The 15,955-nt window shown below is 40.6% G+C and carries 13 protein-coding genes; 8 read left to right on the top strand and 5 right to left on the bottom strand.

Annotated elements, in window-relative coordinates; translation table 11 throughout:
- The first annotated feature begins 169 nt into the window (after nt 1-169).
- The 5 genes from ACSUPM_RS09070 (at nt 170) to ACSUPM_RS09050 (ending at nt 8,008) form a co-directional block, all read left to right on the top strand.
- Entirely contained in the window at nt 170-3,298 is a 3,129-nt protein-coding gene (locus tag ACSUPM_RS09070; RefSeq protein WP_436879866.1) for a site-specific DNA-methyltransferase, read from the top strand.
- A gap of 3 nt (nt 3,299-3,301) precedes the next feature.
- The gene (locus tag ACSUPM_RS09065; protein WP_436879865.1) at nt 3,302-6,703 is read left to right on the top strand and encodes a DEAD/DEAH box helicase family protein; all 3,402 of its coding nucleotides are present in this window, start codon (nt 3,302-3,304) and stop codon (nt 6,701-6,703) included.
- A gap of 59 nt (nt 6,704-6,762) precedes the next feature.
- Nucleotides 6,763-6,903 (top strand): hypothetical protein, encoded by a 141-nt coding sequence (locus tag ACSUPM_RS09060; RefSeq protein ID WP_436879864.1) that lies wholly within the window; start codon nt 6,763-6,765, stop codon nt 6,901-6,903.
- Nucleotides 6,904-6,996: 93 nt separating this feature from the next.
- Nucleotides 6,997-7,278, top strand: a complete 282-nt coding sequence (locus tag ACSUPM_RS09055; protein ID WP_192529667.1) for an HU family DNA-binding protein — start codon at nt 6,997-6,999, stop codon at nt 7,276-7,278.
- A 340-nt stretch (nt 7,279-7,618) separates the two neighbouring features.
- Nucleotides 7,619-8,008: a DUF6122 family protein gene (locus ACSUPM_RS09050; RefSeq protein WP_036592946.1), complete on the top strand. Its 390-nt coding sequence runs from the start codon at nt 7,619-7,621 to the stop codon at nt 8,006-8,008.
- A gap of 118 nt (nt 8,009-8,126) precedes the next feature.
- On the opposite strand, the gene ACSUPM_RS09045 is transcribed toward ACSUPM_RS09050, so the two are convergent.
- Both ACSUPM_RS09045 and ACSUPM_RS09040 read right to left on the bottom strand, forming a co-directional pair.
- Nucleotides 8,127-8,750: a transmembrane anchor protein gene (locus tag ACSUPM_RS09045; protein ID WP_298977980.1), complete on the bottom strand. Its 624-nt coding sequence runs from the start codon at nt 8,748-8,750 to the stop codon at nt 8,127-8,129.
- A 16-nt stretch (nt 8,751-8,766) separates the two neighbouring features.
- Complete coding sequence (locus ACSUPM_RS09040; RefSeq protein ID WP_101204369.1) at nt 8,767-9,507, bottom strand: HupE/UreJ family protein; 741 nt, start codon at nt 9,505-9,507, stop codon at nt 8,767-8,769.
- Between the two features lie 263 nt (nt 9,508-9,770).
- Between ACSUPM_RS09040 and ACSUPM_RS09035 the strand changes: the two genes are divergently transcribed.
- Nucleotides 9,771-10,049, top strand: coding sequence for a metal-sensing transcriptional repressor (locus ACSUPM_RS09035; protein WP_289047977.1), 279 nt, complete (start codon nt 9,771-9,773; stop codon nt 10,047-10,049).
- Between the two features lie 29 nt (nt 10,050-10,078).
- A complete protein-coding gene (locus ACSUPM_RS09030; RefSeq protein WP_436879863.1) occupies nt 10,079-11,401 on the top strand; it encodes an MFS transporter in 1,323 nt (440 codons plus the stop codon).
- 168 nt (nt 11,402-11,569) lie between these two features.
- On the opposite strand, the gene ACSUPM_RS09025 is transcribed toward ACSUPM_RS09030, so the two are convergent.
- Entirely contained in the window at nt 11,570-12,457 is an 888-nt protein-coding gene (locus ACSUPM_RS09025) for a cation diffusion facilitator family transporter (protein ID WP_436879862.1), read from the bottom strand.
- A 102-nt stretch (nt 12,458-12,559) separates the two neighbouring features.
- Here ACSUPM_RS09025 and ACSUPM_RS09020 point away from each other — a divergent pair, with 102 nt between their 5' ends.
- Nucleotides 12,560-12,835, top strand: coding sequence for a metal/formaldehyde-sensitive transcriptional repressor (locus ACSUPM_RS09020; protein ID WP_101204373.1), 276 nt, complete (start codon nt 12,560-12,562; stop codon nt 12,833-12,835).
- Nucleotides 12,836-12,946: 111 nt separating this feature from the next.
- Here ACSUPM_RS09020 and ACSUPM_RS09015 read toward each other — a convergent pair whose 3' ends face one another.
- Together ACSUPM_RS09015 and ACSUPM_RS09010 are read right to left on the bottom strand one after the other, a co-directional pair.
- Complete coding sequence (locus ACSUPM_RS09015) at nt 12,947-14,161, bottom strand: IS256 family transposase (RefSeq protein ID WP_436879861.1); 1,215 nt, start codon at nt 14,159-14,161, stop codon at nt 12,947-12,949.
- A 370-nt stretch (nt 14,162-14,531) separates the two neighbouring features.
- Complete coding sequence (locus ACSUPM_RS09010; RefSeq protein WP_340050303.1) at nt 14,532-15,893, bottom strand: tyrosine-type recombinase/integrase; 1,362 nt, start codon at nt 15,891-15,893, stop codon at nt 14,532-14,534.
- Nucleotides 15,894-15,955 lie beyond the last annotated feature (62 nt).

Here is a 15,955-nt window from a genome sequence, read left to right as displayed (position 1 = left end):
ATGGAGCAAGCGTTTTTTAGCTATTGAAGCACTGATCTGATATAATGTTTGGCTGATTTTTTTCTATTTTAGAGCTAGGTTTGGTTTCATTAATTGAGACTAGCCTAGCTCGTTTTGTCATAAGCCTATGACAAAATGCTGCTATAAAAACCCTGTCGAAGGACTCACCATGAGCCAATATGCCAATCTTAATCAAAAACTAAAAAATATCTTTCAAATTGATCGTCCTGATCTAGATTTTGGTATTTATCGCATTTTGAACGCGCGTCGTAATGAAATTAGCGACTATCTAGATAATCGTCTCAGAGCCAAAGTAGAGACGTATCTGACGGACGCCAAAAGCGATGTTCATGACAGCCAGCTTGAGAGTATCACTAATCAAATTAAGGACGAGTTTGGTAAGCGTGCGTTCGATGAGGCAGGCAAATTAGTCAATGAAACCGCTATCGAAAGCTCACTTGGACAGCAGTACCAAGAGCTACGCGATCATGCTGATAGCAGCTTTGATCAAGCGCAAGTGTTTAGCCATTTGTACACCTTTTTTAGTCGCTATTATGATGAGGGCGACTTTATCAGTCAGCGCCGTTATAAAGGCGACACCTATGCCATTCCTTACTCTGGCGAAGAGGTGATGCTGCATTGGGCGAATAAAGACCAGTACTATACCAAGTCAGGTGAGATGTTTAGCAACTACCGTATTCGCTTCAATTCGATAGGTGAGTCAGACAAATCCGTCTTATTCCGTTTGTTATCTGCTGATACGGCGAAGGATAATCAAAAAGACAATGATAAAAATCGTCGCTTCGTTATTCTCTCTAAGCCAAAGACGGTAACTCGTACCGATGAAGAAGGCGAGGAATATGAAGAAACCGTACATCCTATAGAGCTTAATGACGCTGGCGATGAGCTGACGGTATGGTTTGAATACGCGGTAATGGACAGCAAGGCCAGACAAGATAAGCTCAATACAGAAGCTCATGACGATATATTGGCAAATACCACAGTCAGTACAGCATGGGCAACCTTACTCAAGCATCCAGCACCAACCGAAAAACAGGCTGATCGTGACTTACTGCGTAAGCATCTAGATACTTATACACAAAAAAACACAGCTGATTATTTCATCCATAAAGACTTAGGTAAATTCTTAAATAATGAGCTGGACTTCTATATCAAAAACGAAGTCATGCATTTAGACGATGTGGTTAATAGCTCAGGCTTTATAGAGATAGAGCGCCAGCTTGCGCTGATTAAATGCTTACGCAAAATTGGCCGTGAGTTAATTGACTTTTTAGCGTCGCTAGAAAACTTTCAAAAGAAGCTGTGGCTTAAAAAGAAGTTTGTGGTGTCGAGCCATTATTGTATTACGCTTGATCGTGTCGATGAAGCGCTGTATAGCGAAATTGCTGATAATGAGGCTCAGTGGCAGCAGTGGGAGAGCTTAGGGTTTAAAGTAACTGATGATAGCCTACCGCATTGGGGTAGCAGCCAGTATTTAGAAGCACATCCGTATCTCATGGTAGATACCAGCTTGTTTGAGTTGGGCTTTAAAGCTAAGCTATTAAATAGCATTGATGATTTGGATGAGCAGACGGATGGTCTCGTAATCAATGGTGATAATTTTCAGGCATTGAATTTAATGCAAGAGAAATACCAAGAAAAGATTAATTGTGTCTATATTGACCCTCCTTACAATACAGGTAGTGATACGGAAAACAATACTTTTTTGTATAAAGACAGCTATAAACATTCATCTTGGGCAACGATGCTTGAAAGCCGCTTGATTTTAAGTCGTGAGTTGATTAATGATTTCGGGGGTATTTGGGTTAGTACTGATGATGGTGAGTATGCTCGTCTAAACTTAATTTTAGAAGGTATGTTTGGGGCCGATAACTTTATTGCAGATGTAATCTGGAAAAGTCGTTCGTCTGTTTCAAGTGATACTATAATTTCTGGCTCGATTAACCATACAACTTTTTATTCAAAAAATAAGAGCTATCTCAATACTCACAAAGGTGATTTTAGACTCCCTGAATCTTTGGACGGTTTTATCAATCCAGATAATGACTCAAGAGGTCCATGGAAGCTAGATCCAATGGATGCTCCTGATATTCGTGAAAACTTGAGTTATGCTATAACTAACCCTGATACTGAAGAAGTTTTTTATCCTCCTGAAGGAAGACATTGGCGTTTTGAAGAAAAAGATGTCATTGATTTACTAAAGGAAGGCACAATCATATTCGGCAAGTCAGGTAAATCAAGACCTGCGTTTAAGCGCTTTTATAGCGATGCTCAAGGTAAAGGAAGAACAACAACTACGCTGTGGGATGATGTGAAAACAACTAGCCATGCAACTAAAGGCTTATACGATTTATTTAGCAATATATCTAAAGAAACATTAAACAGAATAAAGCCAAAACCAATTGAGCTAGTAAAAAGAATATTGGTACTGTATAGCAAAGTTCAAAAAGACACAATCAACTTAGATTACTTTGCAGGAAGTGGAACAACTGCACACGCAGCAATAAATTTAAATCGTGAAGATGGTGGTAATCGTAAATATATTCTAGTTGAGCAAGGTGAGTATTTTGATACTGTACTCAAGCCACGTATTCAAAAAGTAGTCTATAGCGAAGGTTGGAAAGGCGGTAAGCCTTTATTGCCTAAAAGTAAGAGTAGCGGAAGTACAGAAAACCCTTATAAAGGCATCAGTCATTGTCTAAAAGTCGTCAAGCTTGAAAGCTATGAAGACACTTTAAATAACCTGGAGCTTAACCGTAGTCCCGCTCAGAATGATTTGTTTTCTGACTTAACCCCTGCTCAGCAAGACGACTATCTCATGCACTACATGCTCGATATCGAGAGCAAAGACTCGCTACTTAATGTAGCTGACTTCGCAAACCCTTTTGATTATCAGCTCAAGATAACAGCCGACAGCGCTGGTGCTTATACGGTACAAAACATTGATCTTATCGATACCTTTAACTATCTCATAGGGCTAAAGGTTAGAAATATAGACTATCAGCTAGATCGAGGGTTTGTACAGGTTGATGGGCACTTGCGTACAGGTGAGCTAGTGACTATATTTTGGCGTGACTGTGAACAGATTGGTTATGATGAGCTGGACAAGACGCTACAAAAGCTGCGTATCAATGCCTTAGATAGCGAGTATCAGCAGATATACGTCAATGGTGATCATAACATCAACACCAAGCTTACCAGTACTGATGGTAATGAGAGACAACTAAAAGTCCGCTCAATAGAGCAGGTATTCCTTGAGCGCATGTTTGCAGAGTAAGTTATGGCTAATCCCAGTAAAAAGAAAAGCAAAAAGATAAACTTTCATGAGCAGCTGGTACTTACGCAGTGGCTATGGTCAAAGTTCAATCCTGATAATATTAAGGGCATGCATACGCTATTAGATTTGCCTGTCCATGAAGGTATTGAATACGAAGGTGAGGATGCCGGTCAAACCAAGTTTTTCACTGAGCTGACTAGAGACTTAGTCGGTAAGCAGACTTTAGATATCGATACCTTAAGACGCTATGATAGAAATATCGTGCGTTACTGGCTACAGATTAGTGAGGCTCGCAATGAGCAAGCTAATAGTGAGCTGAACTTAAAATACTTTCAGTATCTGTCATTATTATTTACGGAGTATTACTTAGATCAATACTTCAATCATTCTGAGCAGATGCTAGAGGAGCTCAACGCTACCGTAGATGCCTATAACGAGGACAAAAGCGATAGCGAGATATTACAACCGTATGTAGCCAACGACTTAAATAAGGTTGCGTATTGGAGCGCCACAGGTAGCGGCAAGACATTACTGATGCATATCAATATTTTGCAGTATCAGTACTACACTGAGCACGCCAGCCACAATGATAAAATCGAGCAGATAATTCTACTGACTCCTAATGATGGGCTAAGCAATCAGCATCTTGAAGAGTTCAAGATGTCTGGTATCGAAGCCATGATATTCCAAAAGAACAAATCCCGTGACCAGTTTTTGAAATATGTTCAAATTATTGATATCCATAAGCTGGCTGAAAGGGATGGCGATAAGACGATAGCGGTAGAGTCACTAGAAGGTCAAAACCTTGTACTTATTGATGAGGGCCATCGTGGCACAAGTAGTGCTGGTGTATGGATGAGCTATCGTGACACGCTGACAAAAGATGGCTTTAGCTTTGAATATTCAGCAACCTTTGGTCAAGCGATTAATAAATCCAACAACGTCATCAAGCAAGAAGAAGAAGAGATAAAAACCAAAGCAAAAATGCACTTTGGTACTAAAGCATTAACCAAACTAGACGATGCTCAGCTAAAGGCTCTAAGTTTAGATGAGCTGGAAAAGCAAAAAGCACGACGCGAAGCCTTGCGTGAAGTCTATGCAAAAAACATCTTGTTTGACTACTCGTACAAGTATTTTTATGATGATGGCTATGGTAAAGAAGTCAATATTCTCAATATGAAAAAAGGTGAGACACAGGATAATCAGCAGCTATATCTAACTGCCTGCTTATTGGCTTTTTACCAGCAGCAGCACCTTTATCAAAATAACGTCGGACGTCTTAAGCAATTCAAAGTTGAAAACCCCCTTTGGGTATTCGTCGGTAACAAAGTAAATGATGATGATTCAGATATTTTGACCATCATCAAATTTTTAGCTGACTTTTTAGACAGTCGTCATAAAGCAGAAACCATCAACTGGATTCATGACTTTATTACCAATAAGTCACGTTTAGTCGATAACAAAGGTAACAATATTTTTGTTAATCGTTTTGCTCCATTACACGGTAGAGACGCTGAAGCTATTTATCAAGATATACTCAGTCAGTTCTTCAATGCAGGAAGTAACCAGCGCTTAAACGTCATACGGATCACTCAAAACACAGGCGAGCTACGCCTACAAATTGGTGAGAATACACCGTTTGGCGTGATAAACGTAGGTGATGAAAAAGGCTTATTTGATCACTGTGAAAAGCTAAGTGATAGCCATTATCTAAATACGCGTACCGATGAATTCACCCCGACGCTATTTGATACCATCAACGACGATAATAGCAAAACCAATCTGCTCATTGGCTCACGTAAATTTACCGAAGGCTGGAGTAGTTGGCGAGTCTCGACTATGGGTCTATTGAATATGGGTTCTGGTGAAGGCTCACAAATCATTCAATTGTTCGGTCGAGGTGTACGTTTAAAAGGTGAGGGCTTCTCACTCAAACGAACGCCGCACAATATTTATAGTAAAGCTGAATATAAAGATCTGTATCTAGATTTGCTACAAACGATTAATATCTTTGGCTTACATGCTGACTATATGGAAAAATTCCGTGACTATCTAAACGATGAAGGTATCGTCCTTAACCAAGATTTAGTCACTTTAGATTTCAATACCAATCGTATAGCAGCACCTCATAGACTCAAGACTTTGACGCTTAAAGATGGTTACAAGGATAATCAGCCAAATGGCTTCAAGGCACAGGTTAAGCTGTCGCTATTTGAAATTCCTGATAAGTATCAGGGGAAAATTAAAAAGCCGTTTGTGATTTTAGACTTATACCCACGACTCCAAGCCTATCATACCGATAAGCGCAAGCGTAATAATGACTTAAAAGACAAGCGTCAAGAGCATGAAATATCGCCTGATATCATGCCCTTCTTTGATTTTGACAGTTTATATTTACAATTACAGCAGTATAAGATGCAACGTGGCTATACCAACATACGTCTTGGTATCGACGAGCTTAGAGCGTTCTGCTGTAAGCCAATTAAGAATACCCATGATGACTGGTATAGGCTATTGGTCGATAGCGAAAAGCTGACGAAAGATGTAGAGGGTATTCGCTTTCAGCAAAGCGTCTTATTAGAGCTGCTACAAGCGTACATGGACAGATTTTACAAAACCATGAAAAACGCATACGAAGGTCAGTACTATGAAGTGACAGAGTTTAATGTCGGTGACGATGATCTGCCTATTCACATGTGCGACAAATATGTATTTACATCAAAAGAAGGGTTTAATGGTGAGGCAGAAGAGTACTTTAAACGCCTTACCAAGTTACAAGATATAGTCAATGATGGAAAGCTAGAGAAGACAGTCAACTGGCAGGATGGTAGCTTACGTACAGTCGTATTTGACAAGCATCTGTATTATCCATTGTTCAGCAAAAATGATGATAGCTTGCCATTTACTTGGTCGCCTTCAGTATTTGATTATGACAGTAAGGGTGAGAGTAGCGAAGTTAAGTTCGTTGATGATCTACAGCGTTATATCAATTCTGATAAACAGATTGATGCGCTTAAAGATTACTATATATATTTACTTCGTAATCCCGATAACCGATACAAAGGATTAGGTTTTGCACTAGCAGGTAATTTTTATCCAGACTTTTTATTGTGGTTAGTACACAAAGAGACGGGTGAGCAGTACCTGACCTTGATTGATCCTAAGGGTATCCGCAACATGAATACTGATGATGCCAAAATTAATCTATATAAAGAAATAAAAACCCTTGAGAGTCGCTTAGAAGATAAGCTGATACTAAATAGCTTTATTTTGACCACGACGCCAATGAAAGAGTTGATAAACAATTCCTTAAGCGAAGATGAACTGAAAGAACGAAATGTGTTGTTTATGGTAGGTAATCAAACCGCTTATTTAAATGATATGTTTGAGGGGATTTTGAGCTGAGAGCCCATCCCAGATTCTGTGTAAGTATGGATCGGGGGTAAGCAGCAGTGACACAGAGTTTGGGAAACTCCCACGGCTTGGTATCAGCTCAAAACCCTGTTAATCAGTCAAGTGGTGCTTGGGTTAAAAGAGACTCTGAACGCTTTACCAAGCGTCCTATGCAAGAGTACTTAGACGATGAGCGCGCGCCTAGGTTTTAACAACCTCCCCCGCGAGACCTAACATTTACGGCATCTCCTCACCAAACCAAGGGAATGAAGTCAAAATGATTCTAATAACAACGAGAGGTAAGCATGAATAAGCAAGATATCATTAGCGAGTTGGCACCAAAATTAAATGTGAATCAAGATGAGGCAAGGGTTGTACTAAACTCAGTTTTGGATGTTTTAGCCGACTCTTTAGCTAACCTCGAAGAAAATGAAAGATTGAAGTTAGTAGGGTTTGCAAATTTCCAAAAGGTTAAGCGCAAGAGTCGTTTGGGTAGAAATCCTAAGACAGGTGAAGCAGTAGAGATACCTGAAAAGCTAGTCATCAAGACGACAATTAGTGAAAATCTAGTAGATAGCTTTCAGTAATTGCTCGAGGAGTTTTAACTTATCGGCGGTTCAATAACCTAAGTAATGGTATTGGCTTTTAGTATTGTATTGATAGTGTTGTTTACGCCACCCCTTGCTATAAGTAGTTCGCTAATATCAGTCTATTTTAGGTAGTCTGTTTATCGTTTAAACGGTCTGTTTGGATGGTTCCGTTGGGGTATGTCCTATATTAGCTAGTGTTTTTTTGGACAGGTACAATAATAAGAGAGTGAGTGTATGTATGATGCATATATTTCACATGCAGTCGAAAGACAAAAATATCTTATGTTTTATCTGAGACTGTTGTGCCACTACAAACTATCTGGAATCGGAAAAAACGATGATTCAAACCGTTATCCATTATTTTCTACACTTTGGCATGCCGTTGATGGTTGCCTATATATTTTTTCGTGACGACTATAAACGAGTATATTTGATTCTTTTAGCAACTATGCTAGTAGACTTAGATCATTTGCTAGCCACGCCTATTTTTTCGCCCAATCGCTGTAGTATTAACTTTCATCCGCTGCATACTTATTATGCAATGGCAGCATATGCGGCTATGCTATTTCTACCTAAGACCTATAAAATAATTGGTTTGGGGTTATTGTTACATATGCTAACTGATTTGAATGACTGCGTGATGACCTATCTGAATTGTCCGCAGTGCTTGAATAAGGCTTCTGCCCGTGAGTTGGTGAAATGGTTGGTCACAGCCACGAACGCTTGATGTAGCTGTGAGCACATCGTTTAGTATTTTTCCTAACAAGCATTTTTTTAATGCATTTTCAGCGGCTAACCTAATGTGTTTTGCTGCTAGGATTTATTTAGATTATTAGTGCACGTTTTTACATCGTTTTAATAGTGCTGTAATCGCCACGGGTACGTAAAACAACTTGAACATCTGAATCGCCACGATTTCGCCAGAACCAACCGTGATTACCTGTAAATGCGGCCTCTAAAACGCCTTCATCAGAAGCAACCCCGCGACCTTTCTCATAGCTAATGGCTTTACCCAAGGCATCACCGTGAGTATCAAAATTAACCTCACCGCCAGTGACTGCCCAAGAGTAATTTGCTTTATCACCTTCAGACATTTTCATTTTAATTTCTATTCCTTCACCTGGAGTCAGGGTGAAGGGAATCTCATCACGCCACTGTCCATCAGCAACGGTAGTATCAGTAGGCGTGGTATTTATTGTTTGTTCTGTCATATTGTCAATGTCTGAGGTTCCGGTTGCTACTAAACCAGCCGCATCTGCGGCAGCTTCTTCTGCCAATTGCTGCTTAATCTGTCCCATCTCTGTTAATCGAAGCAGTTTACCAACCCCAGTTGGATCAATACCATATTCTGCCGGTAGAACCACTGTAAATAAAATGACTATTGCTGCAATTGCAGCCAGAATAGTAGATTTTATGAGTTGATTTGAAGAGGGCAGCTCAGCTTGTGAAGGGGTGTCACTGTTATACATATTAGAAATCCTTGGGTTATTGAGACATTAAATAGCCAGTAAGCTGCATGCCCACTAAAATAAATCCTGCGCTCATCATGGCAACGTTGGCGGTATAAGCGTTACGGATGAAACTTGACGTGCGTCGCCAGTAGCTCATGCCAATCAATATGATTGCTAGAGCTAATAGTTGCCCAATCTCCACACCCACGTTAAATGCGAGTAAGTTAGGTAGCAGGCCGTCAGGAGACATATCGTATTCTAGAATCTTAGTTGACAACCCAAAGCCATGGAAAAGACCAAATATAAGTACCGCTATTTTTGTATTTGGTTGATATCCGAACCATCGCTGGAAAGCACCAATGTTGTCTAAAGCTTTATAAACAACAGAGAGGCCAATAATTGCATCAATCAGATAACTATTTATACCAATGTTGAAATACACACCTAAAATCATCGTGGTGGAATGACCTAATGCGAATAGGCTCACATAGACACCAATATGTTTCATACGGTAAAGAAAGAAGATGACCCCGAAGAGGAACAGTATATGGTCATATCCCGTTATCATGTGCTTAGCACCCAAGTACATAAAGGGTAAAATATTGACTCCTGAAATTTCCTGAATATAACCTTTATCACCCGCTGTAACAGCGTGAGCAAAAGCTTCGTTACTGCCAAAAATGACACAGGAAAGCAGTACCGAAAGTAACAGCAGACGGGTCTGCCAAGTCGCCCATGACGAGCTTGTTGACCTATTATGAGCATAGCTGTGCATTGAGAATCCTATGGTGTGAAATAATGGATACGCGGCCTAATGTAATACAATAAAAAATTTTGAACTCATTCAATAGAAAGTAATTATGACTGGCACCTCAAAGCACTTTCTTACAGATAGGGCACATAAAATACGAATTTTTTAAATGCAAACCGAGCAATTAAGGAGTAAGATATTATCCCCTAGGGGGGGATACTGTCAATAAAAAGACTTATATTTTTATCGGGTATAATCATGTTCCCTAGAGGAAGGGCACTATAACTATGAAAAAACCGCACATACATGCATCTCATCCAGCCGTGATTAAACGTCTTAAAAAAGCAAATGGTCATCTGAATAGTACGATAGAGATGTTAGTAGATGGACGAACTTGTCTTGATGTAGCGCAGCAGCTGCAAGCTGTAGAAAATGCCATTCATCAAGCTAAGAAAGTTCTAATTCAGGACCACTTGGATCATTGCCTTGAAGATTTACTAGGATCTGTCGACAAAGAACAGAAAGACTCTCTAGATGAGTTTAAGGAAATAACCCGTTATCTATAAGGTCCATCGGCTGAAATAAAGAGGCTCGGATGCTAAGTGTTTTTGTGAATCGAACTTATCGTCACTTGTTTGCTGCCCAAGTCATTGCTTTAATTGGAACTGGCCTCGCTACTGTGGCGCTAGGGTTATTAGCTTTTGATCTGGCAGGTAGTAATGCTGGTGTCGTTATGGGAACCGCATTGGCCATCAAGATGATTGCTTATGTTGGTATCGCCCCAATTGCAGCAGCCTTTGCCGAACGACTGCCCAAACGTACGATGTTGGTAACGCTAGATGTGATACGAGCAGGTGTCGCCCTGCTTTTGCCGTTTGTTTCGCAGATTTGGGAAGTTTACGTGCTGATCTTTGTATTGCAAGCTGCCTCAGCAGCATTCACGCCGACTTTTCAAGCCACTATTCCTGATGTTCTGCCTGACGAGCAGGATTACACTAAAGCCTTATCACTTTCACGCCTTGCGTACGATATGGAAAGTCTGATAAGTCCCATGTTAGCAGCAGCATTGCTGACAGTAATGAGCTTTCATAATCTGTTTACGGGGACAGTGCTGGGGTTTTTAGCCTCTGCCCTATTGGTCGTATCGGTGGTACTGCCCCCACATGCTATACCAGAGCGTCGTAGCATCTATGATAGAACTACGCGCGGTATTCGGATCTATTTAGCCACACCTCGATTGCGCGGATTGCTTGCAGTCAATGTTGCGGTCTCTGCCGCTGCGTCTATGGTTTTTGTGAATACAGTAGTGATCGTTCAGGGTGGCATGGGACTCACTCAGAGTGCAGTGGCATTAGCCTTAGCGAGCTTTGGCGCTGGCTCTATGATTGCTGCATTGGTTTTGCCAAGCCTACTAAGTAAGCTGACAGACCGTAGGGTCATGTTAAGCGGTGTTGGGCTGTTAGTGGTGGGTATGTTCGCTGGTACATTGATGATGGGACAAAACTCACTTATGGCCTTATGGTTCGTGTTAGGTTTGGGTTATTCTGCTGCTCAAACTCCCTCTGGCCGCTTGCTATGGCGATCCTCACATCAAGAAGATCGCCCAGCACTGTTTGCCGCTCAGTTTGCTTTATCTCATGTCAGTTGGTTGGTATTTTACCCCTTGGCAGGTTGGTTAGGTGCTCATTACAGTATGACTGTTGCTTTTGCAGTATTAGGCGGTGCTGCTGCACTAGCGGTATGGGCGGCTTTTAGAGTCTGGCCGTCTATTGATTTAACAGAGATTGAACATGAGCATTTCAATCTACCAGAGGGTCATATCCATGCTACTGGATCTCCTACACCCAACGGGATACGACATACCCATCCTTTCGTAGTCGATGACTATCATCCGCGTTGGCCGAGCTCAGGTCATTGATTTTGAATCTGTATACAAGAAGGGGGTTGCCATTGCGGAAGCATTAGTGTTTGAAAAGGGCACTACCAAGGACTTTTTCTCAAAAAAAATGATATACGGCGCTGATATTCTGAAGCTTACTATGCTACTGATTTATCAAGGCACTTTCCTAGATTCAAATAACCCTATTCAGGTTTTATTAACTTCAACAGACATATGAGACAGTTGAGGTAAAGATTCTAATAATATTTTTTTGTATTCTTCCGTACTTAAAGGGGATGGTGAGGATACTGAAAGGATGGCAGCTTGGTGGGTTGACGCAATTTTCCAGACATGAATATCGTTAATAATCGTATTTTTCTTATCGAGAGTCTGCGATATCTTCTCAAAAGTTGAAACATCAACAGATTTATCTAAAAGCACGGTACTCGATTCTTTGATCAATCCATAAGACCAGTGAAGAATCACTATTGCACCGACAATGCCCATGACAGGATCAATCCAGATGATGCCCATATATTTACCGGTTAATAACGCCACGATAGCAAGCACAGAAGTTAGGGCATCCGCTAAAACGTGTAAATAAGCCGCTTTCATATTGTGGTCATGGTCATGGTCATGGTGATGGTCATCTTTAAGTATAAATGCCGATACTATGTTTACGATTAGACCAATAACAGCAACGATAATGGCTTCGTTAAAATATATATTATTTGGCTCTATTATTCGTTGGACTGATTCTAAAATCATTAATAATGCGACAATGGCTAATGCAATGGCACTCGCAAAACCACCGAGATAATTTACCTTGCCCGTACCAAAACTAAATAATTTATTATTAGCGTTCTTTTTAGCATACGAATAAGCAAAGATAGCGATAAGAAATGCGGCTGAATGTGTGCCCATGTGCCACCCATCAGCAAGTAATGCCATAGAGCCAGACCATGTACCAGCAGCGATCTCTAAAACCATGATTATCGTCGTCAACCAAAATACAATCTTTACTTTAGATTTGTTTTGGGCACTATCGACACCGAAATTATGAGAGTGTTCCCACTGAATACTTGATTCTTTCACGTTTTAAATCCTTAGCTGTATATAAAAAGATGGCAATCTTATGTATTATAAACATCATTAATAAATATACTACCCCCCAGTATAATGTAAGGCAATAAAATAATGTCACACACTCAAAACAGTAAGAGCAAGCTACTAGGACGTATCAGACGTATCAAAGGTCAGTCAGTAGCAATAGAAGCGTCATTAGAAGGTAATCCTGAATGCATGGCTCTTTTGCAGCAAATAGCGGCATTAAAGGGCGCGGTGAATGGCCTTATGAAAGAAGTCTTGGAAGAGCATATAAGAGAACATTTAGGGGCAGAAGACATTACCCAACAACAACGACAACAAGAGATAGAAGATGTGTTATCTATCCTAAAAACTTACCTAAAGTAAAAAGATAAAAGTCTTTCAAAAAGAATGATTTTTTCATGTTGAAAGGTACACTGCTATGTACAATGAGCTGCTGTAAATAAGAGCCCATCCCAGATTCTGTGTAACTGCCATTTAGATTAAATGCCTGCTGATACGATCATCAAACATAATCATAAAGCGATTTAAAGCAGACGTCCAGTTACGAATGGGCATCGACCACTTTTTGGATGCCTGCTGGGTGGCTAAGTACACCACTTTAAATGCAGCTTGATCAGATGGGAACACCTTGCGCTTATTCACCGCTGTCCGAATGACACTGTTTAATGACTCGATGGCATTGGTGGTGTATATGACTTTTCTGATGTCTTTAGGGTAGCCAAAGAACACCGTTAAGCCCTCCCAATTACTCCGCCAAGACTTGATGACATGTGGGTACTTATCACCCCACACCTCATCAAAGTGCTCAAGGTTGGCCTCTGCTATCTCAAGCGTATCAGCGCCGTAGATGGCCTTTAAATCAGCTGCTACGGCCTTCTTATCCGTCCACGGTATGAACTTCATTGAGTAACGCACCATGTGTACGATACACAGCTGAACCTGAGCGTTGGGATAAACGGTGTTGATAGCATCAGGGAAGCCCTTTAGACCATCGACACAGGCAATGAGTATGTCTTGCACGCCACGGTTTTGAAGCTCGGTAAGAACACCCAGCCAGAACTTAGCGCCTTCATTCTCTGAGAGCCACATACCAAGCAGCTCTTTCTTACCGCTAAGATTGACGCCTAGGGCTAAGTAAATGGCTTTGTTGATGATCTGCTTGTCTTGACGTACTTTGACGACAATGCAGTCCAAATAGACGATAGGATAAACACTGCTCAGCGGTCTGTTCTGCCAAGCGGTAATGTCATCTAATATATTGTCAGTGACTCTTGAGACAAGAGAGCTTGAGATGTCGACGTCATAGAGCTCTTTAATGCTCTCTACGATCTCAGTGGTGGTTTGACCTTTGGCGTAAAGGAATATGATTTTATCATCGAGACCTGAGATACGGGTTTGATGCTTACTAACGAGTGTAGGTTCAAAGTCACCATGACGGTCTCTTGGGGTGGATATCTCAAGCTCGCCTGTGTCGCTACGGACGGTCTTTTTAGTGTGACCGTTGCGCTTATTAGATTTATCCGCCTTTTCATGTTTGGGGTAGCCGAGATGGTCTTCCATCTCAGCCTCTAAGGCAGTATCGATAAAAGATTGCATGAGCTGCTTTTGGAAGTCTTTGATGTCATCGAAGCTTTTCATGCTACCAGCCATTTGCTCGGCCAGTTTTTTAATGTCAGATTGAGTAGTCATTGCTTATTCTCCGGTTAGTGGATTATAAGCAGTTACACAGTTTTTAGGAAACTCCCGATATTACAGAATCGCCACCATTCATGCCGCCGAATTTAATCTTACCTGCCCCAGTTTTATTAGCTGAAGACTTTTTGTTCAAATTATCTATCATAATAAATTCTCTTAAATTATTGTTATGTGGTAGTTTTACACGCTATTTATAAACACTTATATTTATATACTACACATAAATAATCATGAGATACAAATCTGTCTAAAGGCTGTGTTACAAAAGCTTTTATAGCTAACAAAATAATTCATGAATTAAAAATGTTTCTATTAATAATATATATTTGACTAATGTTAATAATACAGCTGGCTTTACCTATATTCACATTACATCAGCTTGAAGTATCCTTAAAACCTTATCCTCTCCCAGCTGGTCAATCAACGCTTGCAGATGGGTAGTAGAATCAGACTTGTTTTGGGCATCTGCTCTAAATTCTGCCGTATCTCTACCTTCACGCAAAGCATCTAAATAGTCCGCCCACTTCTGCATCATATTACTACGATCATCAATGTATTCAAATCGACCATAGGCGGTTCCATTAGGATCTTTCGTCGTATGACCCAATGCCATCTCTACAAGCACAAGTGGATACTTTAACTGCTCTTGTAGGATGGTCTTCGCTGTCGCTCTAAAGCCATGAGCACAATGTATATCTTTATAGCCTAAATCCTTTAACCGCTTATTCGCTGTCGCATCAGAGATGATCTGATGCTTTTTTGCCGTCTGGCTAAAAAATACGTATTCAGTATGACCATTAATTTTTTGTTGTTCACTCAATATAGCTACGGCTTGACGAGGTAGGGGAACGACCATGTCTTTGACCATGTTTACCTTGCCTTGCCCCTTCAATGGCTTTAATCGCCATCTGCCAGTTTCTAGGTCTAGATCAGCCCAGCTCATACGTCTTAAATCACCATTGCGAACAAACAGAAGCGCTAATAGCCTAAGGGAATTTATGGTGTTTGGGTCACCTTCTATTGTTTCGATAGCTTTAAGTAATTTAGCCAAGTCCTTCGGTTTAGTAACCGCAGGACGATGACCGTAACTTGACTTAGCTAATTGGCTCTTAATGAGCGCCGCAGGATCACTCGTACAGAAACCTCGTGCCCCAGCATAGACAAACACATCACTGGCAATGCCAGCACAGCGTTCAGCCTTGTCTGTGGGCTTACCATCCTTGTTTAATGACTTAGCTTGGATGTCTAATAGCACTTCAAGCATTTTAGGTGAGGTGATATCGCTGATTGGCTCGTCACCAATATATTTGCATATAAGATCAAGACGACCTTTCTTACGAATGAGGGTGTTACTTTTCTGAGTCTGATCTAAGCTATCAAAATACTCCCAAGCAAAATGATTAAAAGAATTTTTAGTTTTACTAATAATAATTTTCTTTATTTCTTCACGATGAAATTTTGGGTCAATACCTTTGCTTAACAGGTCTTCATATTCACGCCAAACCTCACACGCACGTGCATACGAGATACTTGGATATATACCAATGGATATAATACTTTGCTTAGAATTTGAAGGAGGGTAGTAGCGGTACATCCATGACTTAGTCTCAGTAGGACGTACCATTAAGAATAGTTTGGGATGATTTTTGACAGCAACGAAGTACTTCTTATCTTCAGGCTTATGGCTGCTGATGCTTCTGTCTGAACTGATCGCTTTTCTTTCCATATCCTAGATCTCTATGAGTAGACTCAAAACTCGGTATACTTGACAGTATACTCAAAGTGCAT

It is taken from the genome of Psychrobacter okhotskensis (assembly GCF_965638355.1).
GTDB lineage: Bacteria > Pseudomonadota > Gammaproteobacteria > Pseudomonadales > Moraxellaceae > Psychrobacter > Psychrobacter okhotskensis.
Note: the sequence above shows the minus strand (reverse complement) of the source record. Positions and strands in the feature narration are given on the sequence as shown.

Excerpts from the sequence above, each read along its gene's own strand:
- ACSUPM_RS09045 (WP_298977980.1), bottom strand. The coding sequence starts at position 8,750 with ATGTATAACAGTGACACCCCTTCACAAGCTGAGCTGCCCTCTTCAAAT.
- ACSUPM_RS09030 (WP_436879863.1), top strand. The coding sequence starts at position 10,079 with ATGCTAAGTGTTTTTGTGAATCGAACTTATCGTCACTTGTTTGCTGCC.
- ACSUPM_RS09015 (WP_436879861.1), bottom strand. The coding sequence starts at position 14,161 with ATGACTACTCAATCTGACATTAAAAAACTGGCCGAGCAAATGGCTGGT.
- ACSUPM_RS09020 (WP_101204373.1), top strand. The coding sequence starts at position 12,560 with ATGTCACACACTCAAAACAGTAAGAGCAAGCTACTAGGACGTATCAGA.
- ACSUPM_RS09050 (WP_036592946.1), top strand. The coding sequence starts at position 7,619 with ATGATTCAAACCGTTATCCATTATTTTCTACACTTTGGCATGCCGTTG.
- ACSUPM_RS09070 (WP_436879866.1), top strand. The coding sequence starts at position 170 with ATGAGCCAATATGCCAATCTTAATCAAAAACTAAAAAATATCTTTCAA.
- ACSUPM_RS09055 (WP_192529667.1), top strand. The coding sequence starts at position 6,997 with ATGAATAAGCAAGATATCATTAGCGAGTTGGCACCAAAATTAAATGTG.
- ACSUPM_RS09035 (WP_289047977.1), top strand. The coding sequence starts at position 9,771 with ATGAAAAAACCGCACATACATGCATCTCATCCAGCCGTGATTAAACGT.
- ACSUPM_RS09010 (WP_340050303.1), bottom strand. The coding sequence starts at position 15,893 with ATGGAAAGAAAAGCGATCAGTTCAGACAGAAGCATCAGCAGCCATAAG.
- ACSUPM_RS09065 (WP_436879865.1), top strand. The coding sequence starts at position 3,302 with ATGGCTAATCCCAGTAAAAAGAAAAGCAAAAAGATAAACTTTCATGAG.
- ACSUPM_RS09040 (WP_101204369.1), bottom strand. The coding sequence starts at position 9,507 with ATGCACAGCTATGCTCATAATAGGTCAACAAGCTCGTCATGGGCGACT.